Genomic DNA, 15,592 nt, shown 5'->3' with positions numbered 1-15,592 from the left:
TCCCTATCTTCCTACTCGATTGTATAGGGTATTGGTTATATTTAAATCGTAAAACCAATTGTTTGCTATGAGTTACAATAAGATACAACTGTTGCTGATCTCTGCTTTCGCACTGTTGACTTCCATCTATTTTTTTCTTGGGAATGAGGTTATCCATAAGATCATCGGGGTAGTCTGCTTGTTGATCTTACTGGGCTTGAATGGCTACTACTATTTTAACTCGACCGGCTGGCTGAATAGGAAGAAGTAAGTTTAGATGTGAGATATTAGATGTGAGATATTAGATGTGAGACATTAGAGTATTGCGGCTAGAGATGGTCGCCATGTTTCTTTAAGATATAAGAGTTGTTTTGAGCGTATGAGATTTTTTTCTGAAGGGGGAAAGGAAGGATTTTAGGATGAGCAGTGTGTTGTCTTTGAACCAGGAAGGGAAGGATGAAAAGATGCTCAGTGTGTTTTCTTTGAACCAGGAACGGAAGGATGTAAAGATGAGCAGGATTCTGTAAATCCTTATATCCTTCCTTTCCTGGTTCAAAACAAGACGTATCCTTCAATTGCTAGTTCAAAACAATACGGATCATTCCGTTCTTAACCGCTATACTCTAATATCTAAAATCTTACATCTAATATCTAAAATCTTACATCTAATATCTAACTACGCCACATCCCTCAAATCAACTGCTACCACTCTTGATACGCCCTGCTCAACCATGGTTACACCATAGATGATATCGGTACTTGCGATGGTGCGTTTGTTGTGAGATACCACAATAAACTGCGATTGGTTCGAGAATTCTCGGATGATATTATTGAATTTGTCGATGTTCGTATCATCTAATGGAGCATCAACCTCATCGAAGATACAGAACGGTGCTGGCTTCAATAGGTAAAGTGAAAATAGTAGGGCAGTGGAGGTCAGTGTTTTCTCGCCGCCTGAGAGCTGATTGATTGACAATGGACGTTTTCCTTTCGGTCTTGCGATAATGTCAATGTCGGACTCTAACGGGTTATTAGGGTCGCTTAAAACGATATCACAAGAGTCTTCTTCATTGAATAGCGACCGGAATACCTTCACGAAGTTTTCACGCACCGTCGTGAATGCGTACATAAATTTATCGTTGGCCGATTGGTCGATTTCTGAGATCGTGCTCAGTAGGGATGCCTTGGCATCCATGAGGTCGGTTTTCTCTTTGTCAATAAAGCCATGGCGTTCGAACATCTCATCATAGGCTTCTTTTGCCATCGGGTTGATCGTGCCGTAGTCGTCCAATTGCTTCTTCAACTTATTGCATTTGGTATGTAGTTCTTCAAAAGGAAGGCGATCTTCTGGAACTTCCTGCTCTAACAGGTCTTGCAACTCGATGTTGAACTCTACCGATAAGCGTTCCTTAAGTGCGTTTAGCTCGATCTGCAGGGAGGTTTTCTTGTCTTTATATTCGTTGATGATGGTATCTGCAATGTCTTTGTTGCGGCGCAACTGACCGATATTCTCTTCTAGATCGTTTATTGCTTGGCGACTTGCGTAAAATTCTTCTTCTATTTCCTTAAGTCCTTTCTCATAAAGTTCCTTCTGCTCGTACATCGCTGCTAGATCGATTTCATCCTTAGAACCGCTATTGACAGATTCTATGATCTCTTTCTTCACTTGATCGAATTCTTGCGTGTTCTTTTCGATACGTTCAAGCAACGTATCTTTTTGATGCTCACGGTATTCTAAGTCTTTCAATAGGGTAGAAACCTTACTTTGCTGCTGATGGAACTTGATATTGGCATTGTTAAAAACAGCCGATCTTTCTGTCAAGATTTCAGAAATATCTTGATATTGCTGTTGCAGAAGAACTAATTCATCTTGATTTGTCGAAGCCTTCAGTTTAAAGTCCTGAAGTTCAGGTTCTGCTTTCTCAAGCTCGACAAGGATAGAGGCGATCTTGGTTTCAATATCCTGCTTTCTATTCTGACTATTGTTGATGAATGTCTGGTATTGTTCCTGTTTGGTTTTAACAGAAACTAGCTCATTTGTCAAGCGATTAAGTTGTACACGTTGTTCTTCAATGAAAACTCGTTGAGAACCTCCCTTTAAGCGGATAAGCTTCTCGTTTTCTACGCGTAGGTTTTCTTGTAACTCAAGAATACGCTGATTTAGCGTTTTGATCTCTTTTGCAAGAATTTCTAAGTTCTTTGCACGTCCGATGCGTTTTCCTTCGAATAAGCCTACCGAACCGCCCGAAAGACCTAGCTTTGTTTTGGAAAACTTACCGTCTTTATGAAGTATAGTGATATTATCAGTCGGTAAATCAGATTCTAGACTGATGTCATCTTCCGACTTAAGAAGATAGACGCCATCGAGTAGGATAGTGCATAAGCTCTTGAACTTGTCATCAACCGATATGACATCCATTGCCGATATCAGGCGGCTGTCGTCATTGTTAGCTTGTTCTGCTGCAGGAAGCTGTTTTACAGCTTCGAGGATGAAGAAGTTCGCCCGACCACGTGATGAATCACTAAGTAGGTTGATTGCTTTTACAGCATCCTCTTTCAGGTCAACTACGTAATGGTTCATGATCGGCTCAAGGAAGTTCTCGATAGCAACTCGATAATCTTCCTTACAGAAAAGGATATCCGAGAATAGGGGATATTGCTTCTTCCAGCCCGCATTCTTACGTAAGAATCGAATAGACTCTGGGAATCCTTCGAGATTATCGACAAGGGATTTCGTAAGGTTGTATTCGTTTTGTTTCGCATCTACAACGCGAGATTCTCTGTTAAGTTCGCTCGTATATTGACGGATATTATCTTCCGTCTGTTGAATCTGTTGCTGTAATTGCTCTTCTGTATGAATTGCAGCGTCAAACTGTTCTTGTTGGATATTGACGCGTTCTTCCAATTCTGCAACCACAAGACTGAACTGATTGAGTTCAGCTTCTTTTGCGATAGCGTCATTAGCAGTACGTAAGGATTCTTGCTCTAAAGCGTCTTTTTGGATACCTAAGACAGCAATGTCTTTTTCTAAACGGTAGATATTGTTCTGTAGTTCAGCATTATCCCTCGTAAAGCTGTCGAGTTTTCCTTTTGCAGATTGTTGTTGTCCGCGGAGCTCTTCGACCTCTTGTTTATTGTTTTCTAAGTCTTGTTTGATATCATCAAGCTTGTTCTGCTCTTCGAATAGCTCTTCGTTCAAGCGTTTTACACTGTACTCTATTTGAGTGAGTTGTTGCTTATCAGTTGCGATATCATTATTTAAACGAGTTTCCTTTTCCTGTAAATGGATCATCTTCGCATTCTTCAGTTTTTCATCTGATTCTAATGCGCGGATCTTGTTGATATACTCGTGAGTAATCTTTTGCTGCGTCGCAAGGTTTTTCTCTTTGGCAAGGATGTGGTTCTTTTGGGTCTGTAAAACAGTTTCTTTGGATGCAATCTGTGTTACAGTTTCCTGTAGCTGGTCCTTCTGTTGGTTTTCTTGCTCCTGAATGCGCTCTAGATCGTTGTGGAAGTTCTCCAGACGATAGTAGGCAAGTCCAATACTCGCTTCGCGATATTCTTCTTTAAGGGCAAAGTATTTATCGGCTTTCTTAGCTTGATTTTCTAAAGACTTTAGATTCTTATTGATTTCGAACATCAAATCATCAACGCGGGAGAGGTCAGCTTCCGTGTCCTTAAGCTTCGCTAAGGTTTGTTTTTTGCGGACTTTATATTTTGATATACCCGAAGCTTCTTCAATGAGGTTTCGGCGCGAATTGTCTTTATTGGCGATGATTTCATCAATCATCTTCAATTCGATGATCGAGTAGGTATCAGCACCAACTCCAGTGTCGAGGAATAGATCGGTAATATCTTTCAAACGACATTTGACATCATTTAAGCGATATTCACTTTCGCCGGTACGGAATAGCTTTCTTGTAATGGTTACCGTCGTGAATTCCGTCGGGAGTATACTTTTAGTATTGTCAAAAGTTAGGGATACTTCAGCAAGATTGGCAGCTTTACGGTTCTTTGTACCGTTGAAGATGATATTTTCCATCTTTTCTGAACGCAATGTACGCGTGCTTTGCTCCCCTAGTACCCAACGTATGGCATCAACAACATTAGATTTCCCACATCCGTTTGGACCTACAATGGCCGTTACGCCTTCATTGAAGTTGATTACAACCTTGTCACCAAAACTCTTAAATCCTTTGATTTCTAACTTCGTTAACTGCATTTAAACTGTTTTCCGTATAAAAAAATATCCTGCGAAAATAGTGAATTTCGCCCATTGTTGAAAGTATCGCATTTTGCTGAATGCTAAGTGGTCAGTAATTTCGTGAAATAAACAAAATGGGGCGTGCCATCGATCTGTATTTTGAAAATTCCTTTACCGCCACGAAGATAGGCAGCAATTGCGGTGACTGCCCAAGCGTCGCCTTCTGTTGCGGGCCATTCCGCCTGAGTTAGCAAACCATAACTAAAGAATTCTCCATAGTTTTTGATGATGTCTAGCTCTTCCATTTCCACTGATGATATTGCCGGATTAGCCCAACGCCAAGTCCATAAGCCACTGTTCTCATCCAAGTAGCCAACTGCTTGATATCCTGCTTTCAGGACTTCTTCGCCATCTTTGACAAAACTAATATTGGATTTCTCTGTGTCTAAGCTGTATTGATCATAAGCTCCAAAAGAGAAGTCTTCTGTTAGGATTTCACGCTGATCCGTAACAAACTCATGTGCTTTTTTGTGCAACACGCGAAAGGACTCGTCGACTTGTGGTTTAGATAGGTTCATGTTTTTTGTTTACAATAGCAAAAATAAGAAAAGCCCATAAAATATGGGCCTTCCAAATTATGGATGTATTGTAAAGCTGCCTTACTCTGCGGATAAATACCCTATATATAGCGGCTTTTCCGAGTCACCTTTTGTCCCCATTAGGGCAAAGGTATAATATAGACCTTTTTTGAAAACGATGTCTTCTCGCTCTGCAAGGATGTTTCCTTGCTCATCTTTCGCAGTAACCTTGAAAGTTCCTGTATTAATCGGACGGAATATCTGTGCTTCCGACACGGTGTTTTTATTTTCCTGTATGCGATCTTTAAAAGCTGGCACTTCTTGATCTCCAATTTGGAATGTAACTTTTGCTACTCCATTTCCAAGATGTACGAAGCGTGCTGCAGCCTTTTCGCCTAAGTTTTCAACTGGCGAATCTGTCGTTCTGATGAACTTTGGTTTTCCAACTGCACCATACACATAGCCCGTATAGAATGTTGAATCTGCGTAGTTCATTGTGGTATCAATTAACATCTTATTGTCCATGCGGCTCATCACCTCTAAACGCTTGCTTCCTGGGAAAGCGCGAAATGAAGTATATGTCTTATATGGAAAGCTAACATTATTGATTATACGTCCATCCATTTGGTAGTAAACGTCAGATGCGTCTGGATATGAGTTTAATAAAGTTACAATTGCTTGTGGCGTTGGTTGTGCATCATCTTTCAAACAGCTACTCATTGTGAAGATGGCTAACACTATCACGATTAAAAAATGCGTCTTTTTCATGTTTTTCATATTATTCTGCTGTCAATCATTTTTTTGAACGTTCAACAACAATACGGAAGCGTCAATCATTACGCTACAATACAATGAAAAAAAAATTAAATAGCCTTTCTATTAACTTGCTGTTGATGAGTTTTGATGGCTTGGAGAAAACTTTCTATTCCCAGCTTTTGAATGGTAATAATCTCGGATTGATAAATCGGGATTAGTTGAACTAACTCGATGCCTTTTGATTTCTTGCTGTCATAAATTAAACTGGTATCGTCAAGAAACTGAACTTCTGAAACGACAAAAGCATCCATCTCAGAATCAGGACTAATTTGTTGACCAATCTTAATTATTTCTCCCTTTCTGAATGGGCAGTCTGTTCTAAGTTGATTTGCTAAATACCCGACAATATGAACCCAGTCCATTTCATTGGATGCCACCTGTAGGCATAATTCCACTTGCTGCAATCGTTCAGGATGGCTGGCGAAGGAAACGCCATAGGAAAATGCGGTTATCAAGCGATCTTCAGTTTGAGGGAATGCCAATGTATAAACAAAGAGGAGTTTTTTCTGTGCGCTCTTTTCCCTAAAAATCTGAGCCTTTGACTGCATTCGTTCTTCGATGGATTGTCTATAGCGTTCAATAGGAGATTTTAAAAAGTCGGGTTTCTTAAAAAGCATGCTCTTCAGTCTTGTTTACACGCAAATTTAGGGTTTTATGTAATAATTGCAGTTTTAGCTGTCAAAATGACTTAAAAAACACAATGGAATGCCTATTGATATGCACTAACGGAGAATTATTTATAATAAAAAACGATAAATCATATATAGCATATGCAAGAAGAAAAAGGTACAATTTCCATTCATACCGAGAACATTTTTCCGGTAATCAAAAAGTTTTTATACTCGGACAATGAGATCTTTTTACGCGAGCTAGTCTCAAACGCGGTTGATGCATCTCAAAAAATTAAACGCCTAGGTTCCTTAGGTCAGTTTGCTGGTGAGGTAGGGGATTTAACTGTAGATGTTAAGTTTGATGAAACAGCAAAGACGATTACTATTTCAGATAATGGTATCGGGATGACTGCCGAGGAAATTAAGAAGTATATTAACCAGATTGCTTTTTCAGGTGCAACGGAGTTCATGGAGAAGTTTAAAGAGGCGAATGACGCAAATGAAATCATTGGTCGCTTTGGATTGGGCTTCTATTCAGCGTTTATGGTTGCTGATCGCGTAGAGATTGAGTCGCTATCTTACCAAGAAGGTGCTGAACCGGCACACTGGACTTGTGATGGTAGTACAACCTATGAGATCTCAACTGGTAGCAGAACTACCCGCGGAACGGATGTTATCCTTCATATTAACGAAGATTCTACGGAGTTCTTGAACAAATCTAGAATCCAGGAGATTTTAGATAAGTATGCGAAGTTTTTACCAATTCCAATTCGTTTCGGAACGAAGTCTACTCAGGAACCTGACGGAGAAGACGAAGAGGGAAAACCAAAATACAAGACTGTTGAAGTCGATAATATCATCAACAATACAAATCCAGCTTGGACGAAATCGCCATCGGAATTAACTGATCAGGATTATTTAGATTTCTATCGTGAGTTATATCCATATGCGATGGACGAACCTTTGTTCTGGATTCACTTAAATGTAGATTATCCGTTCAATTTGACGGGTATTTTGTACTTCCCTAAGATCAAGAACGATTTAGAGATTCAGCGCAACAAGATCAAATTATATTCTAGACAAGTATTTATTACCGACGAGGTAAAAGATATCGTTCCAGAGTTCTTAATGCTATTACATGGGGTGATTGACTCTCCGGATATTCCATTGAACGTATCGCGTTCTTTCTTACAGGCGGATAGCAATGTGAAGAAGATCAATAACTACATCACTAAAAAGGTTGCTGATAAGCTGCAGGAGATCTTTAAATCAGATCGCAAAGGCTTTGAAGAGAAATGGAATGATATCGGTCTTTTCATTAAATACGGTATGCTAAGCGATGAGAAATTCGCAGAGAAGGCGATAGATTTCTGTTTATTGCAGGATACACAGGATGCTTCTTATACCATCAAAGAGTTCTATGAGAAGGTAAAAGATATCCAAGTAGACAAAAATGGAAATATCGTTTACTTGTACACCAATGACAAGGCACAACAAGATAGTTTCATTGCTCCAGCCTTGGCAAAGGGTTATGATGTATTGAATCTGAATGGTCCATTAGATACACACTTCGCAGGATTCCTTGAACAAAAAGGAGGAGAGAAGGTGCAACTGAAACGTGTGGATGCCGATATCATCGATAAACTGATCGAAAAAGACGAGAAGATTGAACTGAGTCTATCTGAAGAGCAAAGCAAAAAGGTTAGTGAGACGTTTGAAAAAGCAATCTCTAGAGCGGATATGAAGGTGGAAGTGGATGCTTTAAATGAAAACGATCTTCCTGTATCGGTGACTTTAGACGAGTTCATGCGTCGTATGAAAGATATGGCGAAAACAGGTGGAGGTATGGGCTTCTACGGCAACTTGCCTGATAACTACAAAGTTACTGTCAATGGAAACCACCCATTGGTGAAACGCATCGTAGACGCCTCTGAAGAGGACGGCGAAAAATTAGCGAAGCAAGCTTTTGATTTAGCATTATTGTCAAGAGGCTTATTGACCGGAGCAGACTTAACTGCTTTTGTTAAACGTAGCGTTGAGATGATCTAAAAGCTAGATTTAGTCTCTATAAAACAAAAGCCGCCTGTTTCTGACAGGCGGCTTTTTTTACTTAACACTTTTTAACTTCCCCGGCATTAAACTTATCAGCCCAATTTCCACTCTTATCCATACAAAGACAATGAAAAAAGCTCTACCTGCAGGTACTATATTTAATTTAACAGCTTTTAACAATTGTCAATTAAACTATTGAGATTAAAGAATATCAAAAGAATATAAGTTGAACAATTAAAATATCGTTCCTATGAAAAAGTTATTAAGCATGGCAGTATTTATGGCTGGATTAACAGGTCTTACATACGCACAAAGTACAAATACAGAAATCGATAACAAAGATCCGAAAACGAAAGAAGTTCGCCAAGAACGCAAAGGTCGTATGCATATGAAACGTCATGGTGCTATCATGAATAAAACAGCAGAAGAAATTGCGCAGGCTAAAACGGATCGCTTAGATAAAGAGTTGAAATTTACGGATAAGCAGAAAAAAGATGTTTATGCTTACCATTTAACCCAAGCGCAGGAGTGGAAGGCGAAAGCTGAAGCTCGTAAGGCGGAGCGTCAGGCTCGTATGAATGAAATGAAAGCCGACCGCCAGGCATTTGAGAATCTTTTGACAGCGGAGCAGAAAGAAATTTATAAAAATAAGTTGGCTGAAAGAAAACAACGTTTTGAAAAGTCGCCACGAAAAGAACACCGCAAAGGAGGAAAAGGCAACTTTAAACCTGTTGAAACTACAGATGAGTCAACTGACAAAGTATAGTTCATAATTAAAACGTTAAGTTTTAAAGGTTATATATTAGTTAGTGGTTATATGTTTAATTGATGAAGGTCCCGCAGTGATGCGGGGCCTTTCATATTTTAATGAATTTAGTTGATAGAATGCGAAACGCGACTACCTTTTTCATGATCTTTTACGATCGTAATCGAGCTCGGAATACGTTCTTTCAGCTCCTCAACGTGCGATATGATACCTACTACGCGGTTTTCCTGATGTAAATACTGTAATGTATCAAATACCGTATTGATACTGTCGGCATCCTGCGTTCCAAAACCCTCATCGATAAAGAAGAAGTTACGATCCGCTTTATTCAGCGATTGAATATTCTCGGCTAGCGCCAATGCCAGACATAGGGATGCTTGGAATGACTGACCTCCGGAAAGCGTTTTCACTGAACGACGATGACCGTCATTTAAGTAATCAATCACTTCGAACTCATTGTTTTCATTAACCGTCAGACTTAATTGATTTCTCGTTAGGCGATGGAAACGATGATTTGCCATTTCGCACATTTGTCTCAAATGAATGCTGGAAATATAATTCACGAAACCATTTCCTTTAAACAGATTCTCCAATGTCTTCAGGTTACTCCCTCTGTTCGACAGTTTTTCAAACTCCTCCAATAATTTTTCTTTCTTGCCAAACTCGACCGTTATAAATGAGAGTTCCTTTTCTAGAGCACCCGTTAAAGCGAGCTGTAATTCTAACTCTTCCTTCTTCAGTGCAAATAGATCTGCTGTTGTTTCAAGCTCCTCGTCCGTAAACGCCTTGCTGGATAAATACTCGTTCAAGGAAGCAATTTGCGATTCTAAAACCTCCAAACGGATATAGAACTGCTGTATTTCTTGCCTATATTGCTCTACAGGAATAGAACGCCTAATTATCTGTTGTACCTCCGTAATATCGTTGAACTGGAACTCCTTCAATAGTTTCGCCAATTGCTCTTGACGCGATTTGATTTGCTGATTATAAATGCTCAGTTGTTCTTTGGAAGTATTATACTGCCCAACGATCTCCGCAAGCTTTGTCTTAAACGTATTTATTTTTTGCGTTAGCTGAAGATACGTGCTCTCAATATAAATAATACGGTTATCGAGAGTTAGCTTGTCATGTCTGATCTCATCGATAGCAATATCTTTGAACTCTTCCCATTGTATTTGCTGCAGTAGGCCCTTGTTATGAATGCTCAATCCCTGCACGATAGCCATTTCATTGCGGATGCTATCCAATTCTTTTTCAAATCTGCTGATACTTGCCTGCGTTCGCTGCAACTCTTCGCGCTGCTGCTTAATCTGAAGTTCAAGATTTGAAGACTGTTCTTCATTCAGCTTCAACTTCTGTTTTTGTGCTTCGAACGCGCTGCTATCTTCCGTTGAATATCCTGTCCATTCGAACGTCGCAATATGCGCAGCTAGAGAGTCTTGCAACTGCTCGAGCGTTTTTAGCAATTGCGACTCTGAATTTCTTTTGCCAATTAACGCGACATTGCACTTCGTCAGTTTGTCCCTCACCTGCAAGAAATCACGCTTGCTTTGCTCTAGCTCATTCTTTACGCGCTCATTTGAGTCAAGTTCTTCATTTACATGCGCAGATTGCATAGGTTGAGGATGGTCCAACGCACCGCAAAGAGGGCAGGGCAGTCCATTCTGCAAATCATTCGCAAATCCAGCCAGACGAGCCTGTACCTTTAAGTGAGTTTCCTGATCGCGCTGCTTCAACATCTGTTGCTCGATCAGATTAAGCTCATTGCTCAACATTTGCTCCCAATTAGTTTCCAGATATCCTGCAGAGGTAATGATCGAAAGCTCTTCTGCTATTTGCGCTTGGGCAGCCAGAAGCTGCTCTTGCAGCTGCTTCTCTTGTTGCTGTAGACTTTCCTTACGCTGATACCATTTTTCCATATCAATTAGCTGCGTTGTATCGATCTTCTCAGCTTTCAATATTTCCAGCTGTTTCTCTAGTTCAGCAAGTTTGTTGGTAACAATATCTTCTGTAGCCTTCGCTTTAATGACAATCGGATCACCCTTCGTTAAACGATGCTGCAACTCAATTTCTTTTTTATCGTTCTCTTTTATCTGGAGGAGGTGTTTGTAGTCTTCAGCTTTTGCACGAAGCGTATTTATTCCTAAATAATCCTTTTGAATATGTTGGATTTCTTTCTCTAATACATCAATCTCTTGCGATTGACGCTCTTTGCTAGCTTGAAAGTTCTCTATTTTATGAATAAGCGATTCACGATCGATATTTAGCGATTGAATTTGATTCAACGGTTCGCGGAAAGCATTGGAAGTCTTCTCATAACGATTAAGTTCTTCCTCTTGTTGCTTTACCTTTTCTTTCTTGCTCGATAGTTCCTGATATTGGCTAGACTTCGATTGCAGTTCGTTTTGCTTGTCCTTATACTCCTGTAGGGATTGGACTTTCTGCAAGAGTTCCTGATATCCCTGTTTGGTTATTTCCAGGCTTTCTTTTGCTTCCTCTACTTCTTTCTTTTTTAAGCTCAAGGCTTCGGCAGAAATACTTTCGAATCCGGAAAGTGCCCCTCGCATATTCTCTAGCTTACGATTGTTTTGTGCTTGCAGCATCCCCACTTTAGGACCCAAGTCAAACTTATTAAGGTAAAAAATCTCCTTCATCATTTCTGAACGGTCTTTACCCTTAAGCTCTAAGAACTCTTTGAACTGTCCTTGCGGGATGATAATCGTTCTTCGGAAATTGGAATAGGAAAGGTTGGTCACCTTTGCACCATCAGCAGAGTCCATGGGGATCCAATTCTCATCTTTCCACTCATAAGCAGTACGTTCAATCGTCGTCGTGTCTTCAAAATTCTTACGACGTTTCCACTGGGCTACGAAACGATATTTCTTATTCTCAAAATTGAGGAACTCAAATACAATCAGTGTTTGATTGGACTTCAGGTTCATCATATTATAAGCCCGCTTATCGGTTTTATTCAACCTCTCTGTATCACCGAATAGGGCGAAACTTATCGCCTCCAGAATGGAGGACTTTCCAGACCCAACGGTTCCGAATATGCCAAATAGACCCGATTCGGTCAGTTGAGTAAAATCTATTTCTTGTTTTTCTTGATAGGAGTATAGTCCTTCTATACTGAGATATAGTGGCAGCATACTTAATCTTCTTTTTCTAAGGTGTTTGTACTGACTTCATCAAATAAATCCAAAAGCTCGGTGTTGGGCTCTTGCCCATATTTCGATTTGAAATAGTCTTTGAACAAGTCTTTGATATCCTGATCTAGGTTCACGCTTTGTTTGCAAGTCGCTATATTGGCTTGCTTAGATATCACAGGGATAATATGAATGATGCCATCATGGCTCTCATGTATTCGCTTTAAATCAACTGCAGAGATGTAGGTATCGCTCTCCAATGTTAACTCGACCAATGCGTGTTGGTTATCATGCAGCCAAACAATGGCTTCATCGATATCATTGAATCGCTTTCTGAATAAGGGTTTCCCTTTTTCCAAAGGTACGTTTCGGTATTGCGCATTTCCTTTGGGTTCGATGTCGACAATGACCACTTGTTTTTGCTGACCTGCTTCCGAAAAAGAATAGCAGAGCGGGCTGCTTGGATAGATCACAGGAGCCGTGCCTTGCCCAATCTCATGGAATTTATGTAAATGACCTAATGCCGTATATTGAATTTGGCTAGGGATAGCATCGGAGTACACTAAATCCGCATAGCCTAAGCGAAGCGGCTTTTCGCCTTCCGGTTCTTCTAAAATTTCGCCACCGCGCTTTAGCATATAGAGATGGCTAGTCAATACATTAACCCCGTATCCATCGCAATACTGCATTGCCAAGTCTGTCCAGCTCTGTTTTAAAGAATCGTGCAACTGTGCTGCTTTATCGTCAAAGCCAAGAAACTGCTTCAATCTAATCTCATTGGCGAAAGGCGTGCTCAATATTCGTATTGGATAATAATACTTTGGCAGTTTTATTTCAACAAATCCTTTATCAGAACGAAGGATTTCAAAACCATTTTCTACTGCCAAAGGGCGCGTTTCTTGGTTTGGATAACCAAAGAAAAAGATTCCGCATTCTCGAGCTAAAGGATCTGGCGAATCGATGCGATCCGGCGAATCATGATTCCCCGCAATCGCAATAACCGGGCGTTTGCCGTTCTTCGATAATTGCTTTAAAGTCTTGTATAACAGCTCTGTTGCTTCTACAGGCGGGTTGAAGGTGTCGAAAAGATCACCTGCCACGATAACTAAATCAACTTCTTCCGTGTCGGCTATCGTACAAATCTCTGCTAATACTTCGCGTTGTTCTTCCAATCGCGAATAGAAATCTAGTCGTTTGCCTAAATGCCAATCTGCAGTGTGTAATATGCGCATCTAAAAGTAATTTGTAAAGGTGATGGCTAAAATTACTGAATTTTTAGGATGCAGATGGTTAATAAATGTGAAAGAATAGGAGGTAAAGTAAGGTGGGTAGCTTACTTGGAGTCGGAGTGACCTAAGAACTTTTCAGGGTTTACCTTATTGCGAACCAATTGTTTAAGTTCTTTGATTTCGGGAAATCTTCCTTCTCTTTTTCGGTCAAAGACAAGCTCATTATCCACGTAAATTGTGTAACGGCCGCTTATTTCGCTTGGCTGAAGTGTGATACCATAAACATCATCCGTAAATGTGGTCAGCAGCTCTTGAGCCATGTAAGCAGCTCGAAGCATCCAACCACATTTAGGACAATATTCTATGCGGATTGTTGGTTTCAATTCTCTTTATTTTTCTTTGATTACAGTATACGCGTCTGTTTTGCCGTTGTGACAAGTGTTACAAGAGATGTTCGGAATGACACCATCATATTCATGTTTGAACCATTTCTTGTTAATTTTATTGGTCATTTTTATCATCTCCCTCGCAATGTGTTTTTCTTGCTTAGCGTCAGATGCAAAATCTAAACCTTTTTCACCGTTGGCTTTTGGAGCATGACAATGATTACATTTAACACCTAGAGCCATATTGAATGATTTCATTGTTTTATCCAGTTCCTCATTCGAAATATTCTTCGGAAGAACCTTCAAATTCGTCGGGCGTTTTTCTTCTTGCTGGTAATTAAAAGCACTTAATCCGGCTATTAACCCAAATAGGGTGCACAGGGTGATAATTTTGTTCTTCATGATATGTGTTTTAGTACATCTAATATAGCAATAAAATTGAGAAATGTAATAGAAATGTCATGGAAATTATAACCTATTGAAATTCAGTTTCTAGTAAACGTCATGTTTTGAAGATAGAAGATAAAGTTTTACTTTCGAGGCTGTTTTTTATCGATTTCATTTTGAAGCTGATAGAATTACATCTACCAAGAAACGACTATGGGAAACAAAAAAATCAAAAGATCTATCTTTTTAACCGCTTTATTGGTGTTTAGTGTGTGTTACTCTTCCTTTGCACAGTTGAAAGCGTATAACGAAAAATCAGGATACTCATACTGGGTTCGTATGCCAAAGGAGGTAGCTAAAAAAGAAAAAGTTCCGGTAATTATCTTCCTACATGGCCGTAGCCTCTCTGGGCATGACTTGTCTCGCGTTAAGCGTTACGGGGTCTTGCGTGCAATCGAAAGAGGGAAGGACCTTGACGCAATTGTCGTTGCCCCACAAACAGCCAACGGTTGGGATCCGGATAAAGTAATGGAAGTATTGGATAAGGTAGAGAAGGATTACCCCGTTGATAAAGAGCGTATTTATGTTTGTGGAATGAGCATGGGCGGATACGGCACCATGGATGTTGCCGGTAAATATCCGGACCGTATCGCAGCTGCTGTAGCGATCTGCGGCGGAGGAACATTAAGTTATGCCTGCAATCTAACGCAAGTTCCATTATGGATTCAGCACGGAAGTGCCGATCGCGCAGTGCCAGCATCCGAATCCAAAAAAATATACAACGCAATCAAGAAATGCGATAAGAACGCAGATGCGACCCTAACCATCATCCCCGGCGGAACGCATGGTAGCCTAGAGCGCCTTTTCCATGGCGAAAAGATATATGATTTCATGTTCAGACATTCAAAGGGTTCGTAGCCTTCTTAACCCCATTCAAACCCATATCATAGCCCTTTCCGAGCGGCTCTGAAAGGGGTTTGTATTGGGTTTACATAGGGTTTGAATAGTATCTAATATTTAGGAGTTGTATTAGATAATAGATGTTAGATATTAGCCGTTAGAGTATGATGTCTAGTTTTGAGCCAAGAAAGGAAGAGTTTAAGGATTCGCAGGATCGGGTCTAAAATCTAGTGTCTGATATCTAATGTCTAGTCTGAACCAGGCAAGGAAGGATTTAAAGATTGGCAGGATCGGGTCTAAAATCTAGTGTCTGATATCTAATGTCTAGTCTGAACCAAGAAAGGAAAGATTTAAAGATTGGCAGGATCGGGTCTAAAATCTAGTGTCTGATATCTAATGTCTAGTCTGAACCAAGAAAGGAAGGATTTAAAGATTGGCAGGATCGGGTCTAAAATCTGATGTCTAATGTCTAAAATCTATTTGGCCGCCCTAGGTCTAACTACTAACTACTAACTACTAATGCGAATTAAGGGTTGAA

Annotated in this window: 12 protein-coding genes; 4 read left to right on the top strand and 8 right to left on the bottom strand. The window is 40.1% G+C overall.

Features of this window, described 5'->3' with window-relative positions; genetic code table 11:
* Positions 1 to 67 precede the first annotated feature (67 nt).
* Positions 68 to 250, top strand: a complete 183-nt coding sequence (locus B2400_RS10840; protein ID WP_149526206.1) for a hypothetical protein — start codon at positions 68 to 70, stop codon at positions 248 to 250.
* A gap of 405 nt (positions 251 to 655) precedes the next feature.
* Here the strand turns inward: B2400_RS10840 and smc are convergent, their stop codons facing one another.
* The 4 genes from smc to B2400_RS10820 all read right to left on the bottom strand — a co-directional run bounded on the left by smc (position 656) and on the right by B2400_RS10820 (position 6,194).
* Entirely contained in the window at positions 656 to 4,201 is a 3,546-nt protein-coding gene (gene smc / locus B2400_RS10835; RefSeq protein WP_293933291.1) for a chromosome segregation protein SMC, read from the bottom strand.
* Between the two features lie 83 nt (positions 4,202 to 4,284).
* Positions 4,285 to 4,761 carry a DUF6882 domain-containing protein gene (locus B2400_RS10830; protein ID WP_293933289.1) on the bottom strand — a complete coding sequence of 159 codons (477 nt, stop codon included), beginning with the start codon at positions 4,759 to 4,761 and terminating at the stop codon, positions 4,285 to 4,287.
* 81 nt (positions 4,762 to 4,842) lie between these two features.
* Positions 4,843 to 5,529 (bottom strand): DUF4397 domain-containing protein, encoded by a 687-nt coding sequence (locus tag B2400_RS10825; RefSeq protein WP_293933287.1) that lies wholly within the window; start codon positions 5,527 to 5,529, stop codon positions 4,843 to 4,845.
* Positions 5,530 to 5,624: 95 nt separating this feature from the next.
* Entirely contained in the window at positions 5,625 to 6,194 is a 570-nt protein-coding gene (locus B2400_RS10820; RefSeq protein WP_293933285.1) for a suppressor of fused domain protein, read from the bottom strand.
* Positions 6,195 to 6,347: 153 nt separating this feature from the next.
* On the opposite strand from B2400_RS10820, the gene htpG reads away from it, so the two are divergent.
* Together htpG and B2400_RS10810 are read left to right on the top strand one after the other, a co-directional pair.
* On the top strand, positions 6,348 to 8,237 hold the full coding sequence (gene htpG / locus B2400_RS10815) for a molecular chaperone HtpG (protein WP_293933283.1): 1,890 nt from the start codon (positions 6,348 to 6,350) through the stop codon (positions 8,235 to 8,237).
* Between the two features lie 253 nt (positions 8,238 to 8,490).
* Positions 8,491 to 9,006: a hypothetical protein gene (locus tag B2400_RS10810; protein ID WP_293933281.1), complete on the top strand. Its 516-nt coding sequence runs from the start codon at positions 8,491 to 8,493 to the stop codon at positions 9,004 to 9,006.
* A 107-nt stretch (positions 9,007 to 9,113) separates the two neighbouring features.
* Here the strand turns inward: B2400_RS10810 and B2400_RS10805 are convergent, their stop codons facing one another.
* The 4 genes from B2400_RS10805 to B2400_RS10790 all read right to left on the bottom strand — a co-directional run bounded on the left by B2400_RS10805 (position 9,114) and on the right by B2400_RS10790 (position 14,169).
* The gene (locus tag B2400_RS10805) at positions 9,114 to 12,155 is read right to left on the bottom strand and encodes an SbcC/MukB-like Walker B domain-containing protein (protein WP_293933279.1); all 3,042 of its coding nucleotides are present in this window, start codon (positions 12,153 to 12,155) and stop codon (positions 9,114 to 9,116) included.
* A gap of 2 nt (positions 12,156 to 12,157) precedes the next feature.
* Entirely contained in the window at positions 12,158 to 13,384 is a 1,227-nt protein-coding gene (locus B2400_RS10800; protein WP_293933278.1) for a metallophosphoesterase family protein, read from the bottom strand.
* A gap of 101 nt (positions 13,385 to 13,485) precedes the next feature.
* The gene (locus B2400_RS10795) at positions 13,486 to 13,719 is read right to left on the bottom strand and encodes a SelT/SelW/SelH family protein (protein WP_375542880.1); all 234 of its coding nucleotides are present in this window, start codon (positions 13,717 to 13,719) and stop codon (positions 13,486 to 13,488) included.
* 51 nt (positions 13,720 to 13,770) lie between these two features.
* On the bottom strand, positions 13,771 to 14,169 hold the full coding sequence (locus B2400_RS10790) for a c-type cytochrome (protein ID WP_149526196.1): 399 nt from the start codon (positions 14,167 to 14,169) through the stop codon (positions 13,771 to 13,773).
* A gap of 198 nt (positions 14,170 to 14,367) precedes the next feature.
* Here B2400_RS10790 and B2400_RS10785 point away from each other — a divergent pair, with 198 nt between their 5' ends.
* Positions 14,368 to 15,072, top strand: coding sequence for a prolyl oligopeptidase family serine peptidase (locus B2400_RS10785; RefSeq protein WP_286652129.1), 705 nt, complete (start codon positions 14,368 to 14,370; stop codon positions 15,070 to 15,072).
* Positions 15,073 to 15,592 lie beyond the last annotated feature (520 nt).

Source organism: Sphingobacterium sp. UBA6645, assembly GCF_002455685.1.
Classification (GTDB): Bacteria; Bacteroidota; Bacteroidia; order Sphingobacteriales; family Sphingobacteriaceae; genus Sphingobacterium; species Sphingobacterium hotanense.
Note: the sequence above shows the minus strand (reverse complement) of the source record. Positions and strands in the feature narration are given on the sequence as shown.

Bases quoted from the DNA above. Each gene is read 5' to 3' on its own strand.
- B2400_RS10840 (WP_149526206.1), top strand. From the start codon at position 68: ATGAGTTACAATAAGATACAACTGTTGCTGATCTCTGCTTTCGCACTG.
- smc (WP_293933291.1), bottom strand. From the start codon at position 4,201: ATGCAGTTAACGAAGTTAGAAATCAAAGGATTTAAGAGTTTTGGTGAC.
- B2400_RS10830 (WP_293933289.1), bottom strand. From the start codon at position 4,761: ATGAACCTATCTAAACCACAAGTCGACGAGTCCTTTCGCGTGTTGCAC.
- B2400_RS10825 (WP_293933287.1), bottom strand. From the start codon at position 5,529: ATGAAAAAGACGCATTTTTTAATCGTGATAGTGTTAGCCATCTTCACA.
- B2400_RS10820 (WP_293933285.1), bottom strand. From the start codon at position 6,194: ATGCTTTTTAAGAAACCCGACTTTTTAAAATCTCCTATTGAACGCTAT.
- htpG (WP_293933283.1), top strand. From the start codon at position 6,348: ATGCAAGAAGAAAAAGGTACAATTTCCATTCATACCGAGAACATTTTT.
- B2400_RS10810 (WP_293933281.1), top strand. From the start codon at position 8,491: ATGAAAAAGTTATTAAGCATGGCAGTATTTATGGCTGGATTAACAGGT.
- B2400_RS10805 (WP_293933279.1), bottom strand. From the start codon at position 12,155: ATGCTGCCACTATATCTCAGTATAGAAGGACTATACTCCTATCAAGAA.
- B2400_RS10800 (WP_293933278.1), bottom strand. From the start codon at position 13,384: ATGCGCATATTACACACTGCAGATTGGCATTTAGGCAAACGACTAGAT.
- B2400_RS10795 (WP_375542880.1), bottom strand. From the start codon at position 13,719: ATGCTTCGAGCTGCTTACATGGCTCAAGAGCTGCTGACCACATTTACG.
- B2400_RS10790 (WP_149526196.1), bottom strand. From the start codon at position 14,169: ATGAAGAACAAAATTATCACCCTGTGCACCCTATTTGGGTTAATAGCC.
- B2400_RS10785 (WP_286652129.1), top strand. From the start codon at position 14,368: ATGGGAAACAAAAAAATCAAAAGATCTATCTTTTTAACCGCTTTATTG.